At 40.9% G+C, this 14368-nt stretch carries 11 protein-coding genes; 8 read left to right on the top strand and 3 right to left on the bottom strand.

The window, feature by feature from the left end:
• Position 1 precedes the first annotated feature (1 nt).
• The 3 genes from hutU to F0226_RS14165 all read left to right on the top strand — a co-directional run bounded on the left by hutU (position 2) and on the right by F0226_RS14165 (position 4256).
• The gene (gene hutU / locus F0226_RS14175; RefSeq protein WP_171736250.1) at positions 2-1696 is read left to right on the top strand and encodes a urocanate hydratase; all 1695 of its coding nucleotides are present in this window, start codon (positions 2-4) and stop codon (positions 1694-1696) included.
• Positions 1697-1713: 17 nt separating this feature from the next.
• The gene (gene hutH, locus F0226_RS14170; protein ID WP_171736249.1) at positions 1714-3246 is read left to right on the top strand and encodes a histidine ammonia-lyase; all 1533 of its coding nucleotides are present in this window, start codon (positions 1714-1716) and stop codon (positions 3244-3246) included.
• A gap of 284 nt (positions 3247-3530) precedes the next feature.
• Positions 3531-4256: a DUF3581 domain-containing protein gene (locus F0226_RS14165; RefSeq protein WP_171736248.1), complete on the top strand. Its 726-nt coding sequence runs from the start codon at positions 3531-3533 to the stop codon at positions 4254-4256.
• A gap of 99 nt (positions 4257-4355) precedes the next feature.
• Here F0226_RS14165 and F0226_RS14160 read toward each other — a convergent pair whose 3' ends face one another.
• From F0226_RS14160 to F0226_RS14150, 3 genes are all read right to left on the bottom strand, one after another.
• Complete coding sequence (locus tag F0226_RS14160) at positions 4356-5969, bottom strand: serine protease (RefSeq protein ID WP_171736247.1); 1614 nt, start codon at positions 5967-5969, stop codon at positions 4356-4358.
• Positions 5970-6104: 135 nt separating this feature from the next.
• The gene (locus tag F0226_RS14155; RefSeq protein ID WP_171736246.1) at positions 6105-6566 is read right to left on the bottom strand and encodes an isoprenylcysteine carboxylmethyltransferase family protein; all 462 of its coding nucleotides are present in this window, start codon (positions 6564-6566) and stop codon (positions 6105-6107) included.
• A 147-nt stretch (positions 6567-6713) separates the two neighbouring features.
• The gene (locus tag F0226_RS14150) at positions 6714-9749 is read right to left on the bottom strand and encodes an FAD-binding and (Fe-S)-binding domain-containing protein (RefSeq protein WP_171736245.1); all 3036 of its coding nucleotides are present in this window, start codon (positions 9747-9749) and stop codon (positions 6714-6716) included.
• A gap of 226 nt (positions 9750-9975) precedes the next feature.
• Between F0226_RS14150 and F0226_RS14145 the strand changes: the two genes are divergently transcribed.
• From F0226_RS14145 to F0226_RS14125, 5 genes are all read left to right on the top strand, one after another.
• On the top strand, positions 9976-10665 hold the full coding sequence (locus F0226_RS14145; RefSeq protein WP_171736244.1) for a DUF3334 family protein: 690 nt from the start codon (positions 9976-9978) through the stop codon (positions 10663-10665).
• A 372-nt stretch (positions 10666-11037) separates the two neighbouring features.
• On the top strand, positions 11038-11727 hold the full coding sequence (locus F0226_RS14140; protein ID WP_137372681.1) for a DUF2786 domain-containing protein: 690 nt from the start codon (positions 11038-11040) through the stop codon (positions 11725-11727).
• Between the two features lie 146 nt (positions 11728-11873).
• Positions 11874-12542, top strand: a complete 669-nt coding sequence (locus F0226_RS14135; protein ID WP_171736243.1) for an OmpA family protein — start codon at positions 11874-11876, stop codon at positions 12540-12542.
• A 55-nt stretch (positions 12543-12597) separates the two neighbouring features.
• Entirely contained in the window at positions 12598-13602 is a 1005-nt protein-coding gene (locus F0226_RS14130) for a tetratricopeptide repeat protein (RefSeq protein ID WP_171736242.1), read from the top strand.
• A gap of 168 nt (positions 13603-13770) precedes the next feature.
• Positions 13771-13959 (top strand): hypothetical protein, encoded by a 189-nt coding sequence (locus tag F0226_RS14125; protein ID WP_171736241.1) that lies wholly within the window; start codon positions 13771-13773, stop codon positions 13957-13959.
• Positions 13960-14368 lie beyond the last annotated feature (409 nt).

The raw sequence follows: 14368 nt of genomic DNA, 5'->3' as shown, positions 1-14368 counted from the left end.
AATGACGGATCATCACTCTAGTGACCCTCGCCTCGATACAACTCGTGAAATCCGAGCACCACATGGTACAAAACTACGAGCAAAATCGTGGTTAACCGAAGCGCCTCTGCGTATGTTAATGAACAATTTAGACCCAGATGTAGCAGAGCACCCACATGCACTTGTGGTATACGGCGGTATTGGTCGCGCTGCTCGTGATTGGAAATGCTACGACAAGATTGTTGAGGTACTTGAACGACTAGAAGATGATCAAACTCTGTTGGTTCAATCAGGTAAACCAGTTGGTGTCTACCCAACACACAAAAATGCCCCGCGCGTACTCATTGCCAATTCAAACCTTGTTCCACACTGGGCAAATTGGGAGCATTTTAACGAGCTAGATAAAGAAGGCTTGATGATGTACGGACAAATGACCGCCGGGAGTTGGATATACATTGGCTCTCAAGGAATTGTCCAAGGTACTTATGAAACCTTTGTAGCGATTGCTAAAAAGCACTTCCAAGGTGAAGCTCAAGGTAAGTGGGTACTAACAGGTGGCCTTGGTGGTATGGGTGGCGCTCAACCTTTAGCTGCAACAATGGCTGGTTTTTCTATGATCGCAGTTGAATGTGATGAGTCTCGTATCGACTACCGTCTTCGTACCGGCTATGTAGATAAAAAAGCCACTAGTATAGATGAAGCAATGGCAATGATTACTGAGTCTGACACTCCAATCTCTGTTGGTCTTCTCGGTAATGCTGCTGATGTATTCCCTGAACTTGTAGAACGAAATATCACTCCCGATGTCGTCACTGACCAAACTTCAGCTCATGACCCACTAAATGGCTACCTGCCACAGGGGTGGACAATGGAGAAAGCAGCACAAGAGCGCTTAGTCGATGAAGCTAAAGTCGTTAAAGCGGCGAAACAGTCTATGGCAATTCAAGTCCAAGCCATGCTAGATCTTCAATATAAAGGCGCAGCAACCGTTGATTACGGTAATAACATTCGCCAAATGGCTCTAGAAGAAGGCGTCGAGAATGCCTTTGATTTCCCAGGTTTCGTACCGGCGTATATACGACCTTTATTTTGCGAAGGCGTAGGACCATTCCGTTGGGCTGCGCTATCTGGTGATCCTGAAGATATCTATAAAACAGACCAAAAAGTAAAAGAACTCATTCCAGATAATCCGCATTTACATAACTGGCTAGATATGGCCCGTGAACGAATTCAATTCCAAGGTTTACCGGCTCGTATTTGTTGGGTTGGGCTAAAAGATCGGGAACGCCTAGGTCAAGCCTTCAATGAAATGGTAAAGAATGGCGAACTTAAGGCGCCGGTTGTGATTGGTCGTGACCATTTAGATTCAGGTTCTGTTGCTAGCCCTAACCGAGAGACAGAAGGCATGATGGACGGTTCAGATGCTGTGTCAGACTGGCCACTACTGAATGCCCTTCTTAACACTGCAGGCGGCGCAACATGGGTATCACTTCACCATGGTGGTGGAGTTGGCATGGGCTTCTCTCAACACTCAGGAATGGTGATTTGCTGTGATGGCTCCGATGACGCTTCACAGCGTATTGCTCGTGTTTTACATAATGATCCAGCAACAGGCGTAATGCGCCATGCTGATGCTGGTTACGACATTGCAAAACAATGCGCAAAAGAACAAAAACTTGATTTACCAATGCTAAACGAAGAACTAAGCCGCCTTTAATGTCTGGAGAAGAAAACATGTTGAATTTACTACTAAAACCTGGGCAGCTAGGCCTTCCTGAACTTCGTAAAATTAGCCGTAGTCCAGTCAATCTATCCCTAGACCCTGCCGCTATTCCAGATATCGAAGCGAGCATGAAAGTGGTCGAGCAAGTCATTGCTGAAGATCGCACCGTTTATGGTATTAATACCGGTTTTGGCTTATTGGCTAACACTAAGATTGCCCCTGAAGATTTGGAAACCTTGCAAAAAAGCATTGTGCTTTCACATGCTGCAGGCATTGGCAAACTAATGTCAGACGAAACCGTTCGCCTAATGATGGTGCTAAAAATTAATAGCCTTTCACGCGGCTATTCTGGTATTCGTCTTAAAGTAATTAACGCACTTATTGACTTGGTTAACGCGCAGGTTTATCCATGTGTTCCACAAAAAGGTTCTGTTGGTGCCTCTGGTGACTTAGCTCCTCTTGCACACATGAGTACTGTATTACTTGGTGAAGGCGAAGCTCGTCATAATGGGAAAATCATTTCGGGTTTAGAAGCCATGCAAATTGCAGGGTTAGAGCCGATCACTCTGGCACCAAAAGAAGGGCTGGCTCTGTTAAATGGTACGCAAGCTTCGACTGCATTCGCTTTAGAAGGTTTGTTTGCGAGTGAAGACCTTTTTGCATCAGCAACCGTATGTGGTGCAATGTCGGTTGATGCTGCACTTGGTAGCCGACGTCCATTTGATCCACGAATCCATCGTGTACGTGGTCATAGAGGACAAATGGATGCTGCTATGGCGTACCGCTATATGCTTGATCAAAACAGTGAGATTGGTGAATCACACACTGCTTGTGAAAAAGTGCAAGACCCATACTCACTGCGTTGCCAACCTCAAGTGATGGGCGCTTGCTTGCAACAAATAAGAAATTCTGCCGATATCCTACAAGTAGAAGCTAACTCCGTGTCTGATAACCCGCTCGTTTTTGCTGATGACGGTGACATCATTTCTGGTGGTAATTTCCATGCAGAGCCTGTTGCTATGGCCGCGGACAACTTAGCATTAGCCATCGCAGAGATGGGCAGCCTTTCTGAACGACGCATGGCTTTGCTCATCGACAGTGCACTCAGTAAGCTTCCTCCTTTCCTTGTTGATAATGGTGGGGTGAATTCAGGCTTTATGATTGCTCAAGTGACTGCAGCAGCGCTTGCTAGTGAAAACAAAACATTAGCTCATCCAGCCTCTGTTGACAGTTTACCAACATCAGCAAACCAAGAAGACCATGTTTCCATGGCAACTTTCGCAGGACGCCGTCTACGTGATATGAGTGAAAATACACGAGGAATTTTAGCTGTCGAGTACTTATCTGCCGCTCAAGGTATCGACTTCAGAGCACCGAATAAGTCCTCCGCTCGAATTGAAGAAGCGAAGCAAATATTGCGAGAGAAAGTCACTTTCTACGATAAGGATCGATACTTTGCTCCTGATATTGAAAAAGCTAATTTACTCTTAAAACTTTCAGTACATAACCATCTCATGCCAGAAGGACTTATGTGCAGCTTCTAGCTTCTAGCTTCTAGCTTCTAGCTTCTAGCAAGTATTCGATTATTGTCAGCCAATGGTCGAATACACTTAGCAACATAATTGATAAGGGCTAGTTTTAGCCCTTTCTAACAAATTTACCCACCAGCTATCGTTGTAAAATTATTTTCGAGCGTAAAAACATCCCACATATTTAGAAAATCATCATATTAAGTAATCACTTATGCAACCTCACCAACTGGATAGACCATTGAAATGACCATTGTTGGATATAATCCGCCGCAGATTTGATTACTAATAGCGATTCTATGTTTCTGACACCATACTTTTCAACTCAAGACGACCAATTTCAGTTCACTCGTGAACAAGCAAGCCACTTTGCAAAAAAAGTAGCGGCTGACTTCAATCCTATACACGACGAAGACAATAAACGTTTTTGTGTGCCAGGTGATCTTCTGTTCGCTGTACTTCTTAAAAAAGAAGGAATTAGCCAGAAAATGCGTTTTAAGTTTTCTGGGATGGTTAATGATGGGATTGCGTTAAGTGTTGATAATAAGTGCAACACAGAAAGTGCATTAGTCGATAGTAACGGAAAAGAATACCTTCATATGAGTTCTGAAGGTGAAAAGAGCCATGATCAAGCATTCATAGAGCATGTAGTAAAAAACTATGTGCAATTCTCAGGGATGAACTTCCCACACATCATGGTTCCTCTTATGGAAGAACAGCAAATGATGATCAATTGCCAGCGTCCTCTTGTTATTTACGAAAGCATGGAAATTGAATTTTCACGCTTAGATCTGACTCACCCTGAAGTCTCATTTTCTGGTGCTACGTTCGATGTAGATGGTAAGCGTGGTTTAGTAACACTGAACTTTGATTTCAAAGAAGACGGTGAAGTTGTAGGTAAAGGTATTAAACGTATGGTTGCTAGTGGTCTTAAACCATACGACCAAGCATCTGTCGATGACTTAGTAAACCGATTTAACGAACGTAAAGAAATGTTCCTAGCGCAGTTTGCTGCCGCTGCTTAATGCTTAATGCTTAATGCTTAATGCTTAATGCTTAATGCTTAAGAATAGAATCAAAAAAGGTCTACTTACTAAGTAGACCTTTTTCATTTAACTCAAATCTTATTTAGTTGTACGTGAGCGAATACTTCTTAACGCAGTAAAACCAAATATCATAAACAAGCCATAAAGACCAAATGTACCGCCGCTACTTGAACTTCTAGCTACGTTATCACCGCCTTGTGAGCTATCAGAGCTTTCTCTTAATTGGAAATCTAATAACCTAACATCATCAGTTCCTCTCGATAAGCTAGCATCCTTCTCATAAGCAACCATAACTGTATTCAATTTTTGTGAAAGGAAAGCCACCTTCGACTCTACACTTTCACCTGACATCTGATCGACTTGAGTGCCATTAACATATAGTTTCATGACATCAGAGTAACTTTCTGAAGAAACACCAATTTGTATCGTTAATTCACCTCTTGGAATACCTTCAATAATCAATGCAGTTTTCTCACTATTGCCAATTTGAGGAGAAACAATATAGCCATCTCGAGATTCCCAAGGTGCAGTATTAAACACACCAGAATTAGTGATATCAACTAAGCTGCTTGCGCTCTGATTAGCTGCTGTTGCACCAATAAATGAAGCTCTCGATTTCACTTTAGAATACAAAGGATGATCTGTTGAAAGCTCAATATTAATAGAATCGAAATCTAGCTTTGTTACATTAAAATCAACCGTAACTTGGCAAGTCTCTCCCACTAGTAAATTTGAACAATTTGAACTTTGTACAGCTAAGCCCGAAGTTTCAGCTATGTTACTAATCTTAATTGCGACATCGGTATTATTTGTATAATCAAAAGTGTGAGAGTTCGAGCCAGGTGCTTTTACTCCTAAATCTGTTTGTTGGTTGTAACTGAGACCACCAGTAGCGCTCGTGATCCAATTCGTAAAATAGCTTAAGTTTGTATAAACGCCGTAAGCATCTTCATCAGCACAGCCGATTCCCCAACTTACGATACCAAGTTGCTCTGTAACCCCACCATTATTTACAACAATTGGTCCACCACTGTCACCCTGACATGAATCATATCCTCCTTGAGGGAAACCAGCACAAAAAGCGTCATCACCAATTGAGCGGTAAGCAGGGTGCGTTGCAGCACGACAAACATTTTGAGCCACAAGTGGAACATTCACTTGGTGAAGTTTACTAGAACTTACAAATTGGTCAGACTGGTTGTTCTGATTACCCCACCCCATAACAGTTAAGCTTTCGCCTGTTGGTAAGTCATTTCTTAAATATTGGTCAGCAAGTGGAACTGACACTTTTGTTGCTGATTCAGACAATTCAATGACTGCAATATCATGACCGGACGATGCGGAGACATAAGATTCATGAGTATAAATATGCTTGACTGCAAAACGTGAACTTTCAACATTTGAAGCGGAAAGATCTGAGGAACCAATAACAACATCTATATCTTCAGCTTCCATACCTTCTGTACAGTGAGCCGCAGTCAAGATGTAGCGCTCTCCAATAAAACTTGCCCCACAGAATTGTCCTTGATAAGGATCGGCACCTTTCATTACAAGCGCTGCAATAAATGGCCAGCTCCCTTCAGCCGCTTCTGTACCATTTATAATTCTTGAAGAAGTATCTTGAGCAGACACTGACGATAAGCCTGCGACCGAAATTCCAATAGCGAGCAAAGTAGCTTGCAAACCTTTCATAACCTAACCTTATATATTTATTATAAATTCAGGTGAAATCTAATTCATATCCAAAGCACGTAAAAGTCATGAAATTGATAAATGTGATCAATATTTTATAAATGATATCTATTATCAATTTATTCATTAAACCCTCTAGATCCACCGCCTTACTTTCTGCTGATAATCGACATAACTCGCTCCAAATAGCTGCTCCAATATTTTTTCTTCTGCCTTTATTTGGAACTGATTCATGTAGATAACAAACAGAAAACTAAACGAAATGCTCACTAGGTTTTGAAAATAATAGCCGAGACTAAACAGTAGAATAAAAAGCCCTAAATACATTGGGTTACGAGTGTATCCGTAAACCCCTGAATCAACGATAGTAGAAGCGCCATCTGGTTTCGTTGGGTTTACTGTCGTCTTGTGCTTTCTAAACTCCCAGACTCCGGACAGACCGATAACAACACTAATAACAGTTCCAACGATCAATAAGCTGGTAGTGAACGGAAGTTTTACATAACCAAATTCAGCATGCTGGCTAAAACCATATGAAAGTAGCAATAGAAATATGAATACCGCTACCGGTGGGATTTTTAATTCAAGAGTCTTCATTTAACATCCTTGTTTTGATGTACTCACAATTCGCCCTCGAAATGCAAACACATATAAGCACTAAGCACTAAGCACTAAGCACTAAGCACTAAGCACTAAGCAACCTATATAAAAAAGCCTAGCAGGAAGCTAGGCTTAATAAATATCTTAAATGAGTTTTGCAAGCACTTGCAATGGATGCGCAAGCTTCTCACCTTCAAAACGTTTGACTTGGCTTCTGCAAGAATAACCAGTAACCAAACAACGCTCTTTGGGTAAGTCTTCCAATCGAGGCTTCCAGCTTAAACCATAGATGTCTTTCGACATCTGAAATTTATCCACTTCATGACCGAAGGTTCCCGCCATGCCACAGCAACCTACAGGCACTGTGTTTAGCGTTGCGCCGAAGTGAGTAAATATAGCCCCCCACTCTTTTTCAGCATTAGGCATTTTTGTCTTTTCAGTACAGTGTGCAAATAGATACCAAGCTTCTGAGTCGCGTGATTGAGCATCGAACTCACCTAACCTTGGGTATAGCCACTCATGTACCGTTAATACATCAAACTCTCCGCGCTTATCACCAAGCACTTCCGTATATTCATCTCGGTAACAAAGCACTAATGCTGGATCCACCCCCACCAAAGGTACACCTAACTCAGCAACCAAGGATAAGAAGTCAGCTGTACTTTTGGCGTTCTTAGCAAATCGATTTAAGAAGCCTTTAATATGCTGAGCTTTTCCATTTGGTTTGAACGGCAATAGAACCGGAGTTTTACCTAACTTCTGAGCCAAAATGACAAAATCATCGACAACTTCTGCATCATAAAAGCTAGTAAACGGGTCTTGTACAATCAAAACATGCTGCTGCTTCTCATCGGCAGATAAGCCAGCAAGATAGTGCAAATCGAACAGTTGAAGGTTTTTATTCGACACACGCTTAGATAAAGTCGGTACAGACATTAATGGTGTATCTATATAACCAACCGTACTTGCAGTTAAGCTTGCTACCCACTTCTGTGAAATAACGGTATTCACCACTTTTGGTGCTTTCGCCATCAATGGAAGCATGGTTTCAATATTTGCTACAAGATAGTCCTTGGCTGGACGTTGGTAACGAGAGTAGTAAATATTTAAGAAACGAGATCGGAAACTTGGCACATCCACTTTTATTGGACACTGACTCGCACACGCTTTACAAGCTAAGCAACCATTCATAGCTTCATAGACTTCATGAGAGAAATCATACTCATGACGCTTATTCATACTATTGCGGATTCGATCAATCATCGTTTTAACGGGCGTATCGTTCTTAAGAGCTTGTGCTTCTAAGTCGAGTATATCTATGCCTTGTTCCGTTAATTGACGTAACCACTCTCTTACTAACCCAGCTCTTCCTTTCGGTGAATGACGGCGATCAGCGGTTACCTTCATTGAAGGACACATTGGAGAGCTAGTATCATAGTTAAAGCACAAGCCGTTACCATTACATTCCATGGCTTGTTTAAAACTATCGCGTACTTTTACATCTATTTGTCTATCGTAGTAGCCACGCTTAGTATCGGTAACTTTTACCAACTGAGCATCACTATCAAGTGGAGTACAAATTTTACCTGGATTCATCTTATTATGAGGGTCGAATGCGGCTTTCACTCTTCTCAACTCAGTAAAGAGTTCATCACCAAAGAAGTCAGGACCATATTCTGAACGGAAGCCTTTCCCGTGTTCACCCCACATTAGACCGCCATATCTCGCCACCAGCTTGACCACTTCATCAGAGATCTCATGCATCAGCGCTTCTTGTTTTGGATCACAAAGATCCAAAGCAGGACGAACATGAAGTACACCCGCATCAACATGACCAAACATGCCGTAATTAAGTGACTTATTATCAAGTAGCTCTCGGAACTCAACGATAAAATCGGCAAGGTTCTCTGGCGGAACACAAGTATCTTCAGCAAATGCCACAGGTTTAGCACTGCCTTTCGCTGCTCCCAGTAGACCCACAGCCTTCTTTCGCATGTTATAAATGCGACCAATACTGGCAAGATCACTGCAGACCTGAAAACCAATGACACCCGCTTGTTCAGTCTCTAGCATGGTTTCAAGCTGTGCAGTCAACGCTTTTACTTGTGCTTCAACTTCTGCTTCATTTTGCCCCGCAAATTCAACCATGTTGATACCAAGCATTTCCTTATTCGGAACATCGGTCAACAAGTCACTCACGGTATGCCAAACAATGTCTTGTTTCGCTAAATTTAAAACTCTTGAGTCAACCGTTTCAACAGACAATGCACTCGCTTCAACCATAAAGGGAGCGTTACGCAATGCTGAATCAAACGAGTTATATTTCACATTCACTAAAGTTCTGGCTTTAGGAATGGGTGTTAAATTGAGTTTTGCCTCAGTAATAAAAGCAAGTGAACCTTCAGCACCACACAGAACACGAGTTAAGTTGAAACTGTCGTCATGTTCATCAATGGCATTTTTTAAATCATAACCCGTTAGAAAACGGTTAAGTGGAGGGAATTTGTTAAGGATTTCTGCACGTTTTTCACGGCAAACCTTTTCTGTTACCTCAAGTGCTTGGTGAGCAAATTCACCTTCACTTGGCAATCCGTGAGATAAATCAGATTCTAAACAAGACCCATCAGCAAAGACTGCTTGTAAAGACAATACATGATCTGATGTTTTGCCGTATTTCAACGAACCTTGCCCTGAAGCGTCCGTGTTAATCATTCCACCTAGCGTTGCTCGATTACTGGTAGAAAGATCTGGAGAGAAAAAATAACCAAATGGGCGAACAGCGTCATTCAACTGGTCTTTAACAACCCCAGATTGAACACGAACCCAGCCTTCCTTTTCATTAATTTCAAGAACTTGATTCATATGACGAGACAAATCAACAACAACACCTTTTGTCAGCGATTGTCCATTCGTACCCGTTCCACCGCCCCGCGGAGAAAAAGTAACTCTCTCATAAGTGGATTGTGAGCTAATCTTACCAATAAGCGTGACATCTTTAGTCGTTCGAGGGTGAACAACCGCTTGAGGTAATTGTTGATAAACACTGTTATCAGTGGCAACCGCTAAGCGGCTAGAATATTGAGATTCGATATCGCCAGTAAAGCCAGCCGCTTTTAACTCCTGTAAAAAGCTTACAACTACTGGATCGACATCAATATTGAGTTGAAGTCTTGGTAACATTTGCTTCCTGCCCCCTACTTCGCTGATCCTATCAGCAATGGGTAATGAGTGGTTTTTAATATATTTATTTGAATTTCGTCACTTTACTACTAATAAGTTCATATAAAAAGGTGATCAAATAAGAATCTCAATGCAAGAATGACAGAAATGGTCTCTTTCCTCTTATTTTATCAGGAAGTATACTGAATAACATTTCGTTAATACGAACCCTCAAGAGCATATAACAATGAAAAAAAACAAGACAGTCACAACAGAAGATATCCTACTTAAGCTTTGCCAATCGGTATCTGGCGTACTGACTTCAGCTACTGCTTCTCAAGTATCGTATTCAGCTATGGTTCAAAAGATTAACAAAACTAGCCTTAAGCCAGATTTTGGTTGCTTCGTATTATTTGATGGTGGTTTCTCTGGTTTAGTGGTGATCAATTTCACCTCAAAAGCAGCATTAGAAATTTATACCAACTATATGCGCAATATGGGCATGCCAGAAGACGAGCTTGCTGTACTTCACACTTCAGATGAAGTTGGCGACGTATTAGGTGAATTAATGAACCAACTTGTTGGCGATTTCACTAATAAAATCCGTAAAGAGCTACAAACCAACATCACTCAAAACCAACCAAAGATGTTGGCTTTAAATAAGCAAGTAAACTTATCTGTCGATACCAACCTAGATCGCCCTCAAGCACGCCGAGTAACATTCTCAACGGCAAATAACAATATCTTCTACCTTGAACTCGCAATGGACAAAACCGAGTTTATCCAACTAGAAGAATTTGAAGTCGCTGAAGATGAATGCCCTGATAGCATTTTAGAAGCGACACAAAAGCAAATGCAGGAAACGAAGAAACAGGGGCCAGCTGAAACAAACAAAAATGATTCTGCCGCTGATCTACTTGATGAGCTTGGTATCTAAATCAAAACTAAGCTTTTCAATGCGTTCTTCTGCATAAGTTCTGCAGCATAAGCGCTTCTACATATAAGCACTCATCAATAAACGCCATCAATATTGTGTGATGGCGTTTTATTATCCTCTAACTGAAAGTCCACTTTTCACTAAAGACCCTTCGATTTCGCACCAAGCTCACCTCTAAAATACAATCAAATTACTTTTAAAATAGTCAGTTAATCGCTCTGTCCCGCACTCCAATATAGAAACCTGCCATAGCTGAGAAGGTGTCATTTGCTTGTGCGCTTTTCGCCTCTCAATAGTTAGGGCTTTCTGTTATTCACGAAAACAGGTAAAATGTCGGACTTTTCTAAATTTGCGGAAATGAATAGTTAGTCGATGGATAAGAAAAAAGCTCTTAAGAAAATTGCTAAATGCCTTGAATTAGGTAATTCAGCGAACGTAAATGAAGCGGCCAATGCGATTAAAATGGCCCATAATTTAATGCTTAAGTATGGTCTTGAGAAAGACGATATTGAATTCATCAAGATGGGAAAAACCCAGTCTAGCCATTTATTACCAGCAAACATCAGCTCAACGGTTTTGCGTGTTATCCGCGGTATCAATACTAAATTTGGTGTTGAGGCTGTTTTACTCAACCATAAAGGGTTGAAGCGTGTTGAATTTATCGGTGAAGCAGACCGAGCTATTTTTGCAGCTTTTGCTTTTGATATTGTCTACCGTGAACTAAATGAACATACCGGACAATTTAGAAATGGATTTGCTGGTTCTGGTACCAGTACTTTAGAAGTGACACGTCGTGTTAATTCATTTGTTTCGGGTTGGGTTGAAGGCGCCCTTGAAAAGCTGCCGACTATCACCCCAGATGACGAGTCCAATAATAAAATCAATAACTATATTGATAAAGAATTTAAAAACATTGACCGCGAAACATTTAAACAGCAGTTACGTGAGGCGATGAAAAACTTAACGGCTGACTATGAAGTTGGGTTGAAAAAAGGACGTAAGTTGTCTGTTAATCGCCCAGTTGCAGGGGCTCAAGCCGCTAAACGCATAAGTAAAGCTTAACCAAGACTTTACAATACCTAATCGCGTTGTTATACAGAATAGTATATTAGCCAAAAGCAATAGTATGTTTACCATGGCCATAAAATATTAACCATGATAAGTATTATTTATGGCTCGCCACAGCATTATTATACGGAGACCAAAACTTGAAAAAAATCACTCTAGCACTTGCACTTACCATTGCTCTTACTGGCTGTCAGGCTACTCAGCGTCAAAACGCTACAACTGGTGAATCGGAAACAAACTCAGCTACAACAGGTGCTCTAATTGGTGCTATTGCTGGCGCAGTTGCTGGTGCAGCGACCGGTGATGATTCTAAAGATCGCCGTAAACGCGCTCTTATTGGTGCTGCTGCAGGCGGTGCTGTTGGTGGCGGTGTTGGGTATTACTTCGACCAACAAGAGCAAGCTTTGCGCAATGAGCTATTAGATTCTGGCGTCCAAGTAGAGCGTGTAGGTGAAAACCAACTATTACTTCGCTTAGAAAATGGCATTGGGTTTGAGTCTGGTTCTTATGCTCTTGAACCAAGCATTCACAAAACACTTCGTGGCATTTCTCGTATTCTTGTTGAATACCCAGATACTAGTTTAGTGATTGACGGTCATACTGATAGCACAGGCAGCGAATCATCAAACCAAATTTTATCAGAGCGTCGCGCTGAATCTGTTCGTTCATTCTTCATCTCACAAGATGTTGCTCCAGGACGTGCCATTGCACGAGGTAATGGTGAACGTTACCCAATATGCGATAATAAAACTTCTCAAGGTCGTTCTTGTAACCGCCGCGTAGAAATTCAGATTCTTCCTCTGAAATAATCAAAAAAGGCTCAGTATCATTACTGAGCCTTTTTATTAGAATTAGATAATTATTATGTCAATAATAGTACGAATCATCACTGCTCTATTTTGCTTCTCTGCTTTTTTCACACAAGCAGATACGATTACTAGTTTGACTGAGAAAGCGCAGCAGCAAGACCCTCAATCTCAATACTTACTTGCTCAATCGTATGACCTTGGTGTTGATGTAGAAGCAAATGCTGACAATGCTTTTTACTGGTATTCACAAGCAGCTGAAAATGGGCATATAAAATCTCAATTAAAACTGGCTAACTTTCTAGCGTTAGGGATAGGAACAGAGAAAAACCCACAAGCTGCCATTCGCTGGTATAGCCAACTAGCCAGCAGAGGCAACCCCACCGCCCCTCTAGAACTCGCAAAAATTTATGAGCACTACCCTTATTCAACATTAAACCCTCTTGATTTAGCTGAAGTATGGTATCAAGTTGCCACTTATTACGATGATAACGCACAAGACGGTTACAGCCGTGTTTTAGAAGCTAAATTTAATGCTCGGCGCGAGAAACAGATCTCGGAGATAGAACAGCTCAATAGTGCCTTTAGTGAAGAAGAACAATCAGGCAGTCTAGTTGAACCAAATCGAGCACCTACTCCTGCACCCTTTCTTGTTACATCCGACTATTTATCAATCTCTGTATTATTGATATTACTCGGTGGGCTAGCCATTGCTTTCAAAAAAGTGCGAACTAAGCAATCACACAAAGCAAATGAGCAGCATCAAGCATTAGAAGCTCAAGTCAAATCAAAAAATTTCACGATTAAGCAGCAGAAGCGTCAGTTAGAAGCAATGTTTCGAGAAGTGAAAAAGCATCAAGCTTCCAAAGATACCCAAAAGCTTAAGATTGCATGTGCACTATTTGGGTATAGTGCAAATTCAATTCCACCCCCTAAGTCGATCAAAATTAGGTATAAGCAGTTATCAAAAATTTATCACCCAGACCTACATGGGAGTGATGATGAGATGAAACGATTGAATGCCGCATTAAAAACCATTTTACAAAATGTTACCAAAAAGTGAATTTTACATAGCATTAATCAGTCGAGTTTCCCTTTACTCTTATTTTTATTGACCTAGCAAACGATGTCGCTCTCAAAAAAGAGTAACAAAGAATTAACTTTTAATGCCTGGTTGTGTCATAATCTGCCGCGAAAATACACCTGACATATACAGGTGAGGAGATTTGATATGTTCACAATTGAAGGCATTTGTGATTGGTGTAAGCAGCCAAGCCTAGTAATGAAGCATGATTATCTTGATGGAAAACACCATCACTCATGCGAAAAATGTAATGACTTTGCGACAATGGATGTTCGCCAATTCAATATCGGCGAATTAGAAATGAGATCGAAGCTTTCTCAAGTAAGTCTAAGATAAGTCATAGAAACAAATAAGTACCATAAGACATAGAAAAGCGCCTAGAGCGCTTTTTTGTGTTTTGGCTCTAAACTAAAGTCTATCCGACCCGGCACAAACTATACCTTTCAAACAATTGCCTCTATAGCCACTAGCCACCCAACTAGAACTAGAACTAGATAGCGTTTCCCAAACGACTATTGAGTCAAAAAGTACTGTATAGCATTGAAACTACTGTATGGATTTCAATCTAGAACAAGTACTCATCACATTTTTTATCTCCTCTCTTTCTAGCAAAGCATTAAAATTAAAAATAAGAAAATCAATATAAATCAATGGGTTAAAATAAAACCCCATAAAATTTTATTTAATAATGATTACTTTAACAGCAAAAATCACTTGATCTTATATATAATAATAACTACTGTAT

Source organism: Vibrio sp. 99-70-13A1 (genome assembly GCF_013114625.1).
In the GTDB taxonomy this organism is placed as follows: Bacteria; Pseudomonadota; Gammaproteobacteria; order Enterobacterales; family Vibrionaceae; genus Vibrio.
The sequence above is the reverse complement of the archived record's forward strand: the minus strand, read 5'-3'. Positions and strand labels throughout refer to the sequence as shown.

Excerpts from the sequence above, each read along its gene's own strand:
- hutU (WP_171736250.1), top strand. The coding sequence starts at position 2 with ATGACGGATCATCACTCTAGTGACCCTCGCCTCGATACAACTCGTGAA.
- hutH (WP_171736249.1), top strand. The coding sequence starts at position 1,714 with ATGTTGAATTTACTACTAAAACCTGGGCAGCTAGGCCTTCCTGAACTT.
- F0226_RS14165 (WP_171736248.1), top strand. The coding sequence starts at position 3,531 with ATGTTTCTGACACCATACTTTTCAACTCAAGACGACCAATTTCAGTTC.
- F0226_RS14160 (WP_171736247.1), bottom strand. The coding sequence starts at position 5,969 with ATGAAAGGTTTGCAAGCTACTTTGCTCGCTATTGGAATTTCGGTCGCA.
- F0226_RS14155 (WP_171736246.1), bottom strand. The coding sequence starts at position 6,566 with ATGAAGACTCTTGAATTAAAAATCCCACCGGTAGCGGTATTCATATTT.
- F0226_RS14150 (WP_171736245.1), bottom strand. The coding sequence starts at position 9,749 with ATGTTACCAAGACTTCAACTCAATATTGATGTCGATCCAGTAGTTGTA.
- F0226_RS14145 (WP_171736244.1), top strand. The coding sequence starts at position 9,976 with ATGAAAAAAAACAAGACAGTCACAACAGAAGATATCCTACTTAAGCTT.
- F0226_RS14140 (WP_137372681.1), top strand. The coding sequence starts at position 11,038 with ATGGATAAGAAAAAAGCTCTTAAGAAAATTGCTAAATGCCTTGAATTA.
- F0226_RS14130 (WP_171736242.1), top strand. The coding sequence starts at position 12,598 with ATGTCAATAATAGTACGAATCATCACTGCTCTATTTTGCTTCTCTGCT.
- F0226_RS14125 (WP_171736241.1), top strand. The coding sequence starts at position 13,771 with ATGTTCACAATTGAAGGCATTTGTGATTGGTGTAAGCAGCCAAGCCTA.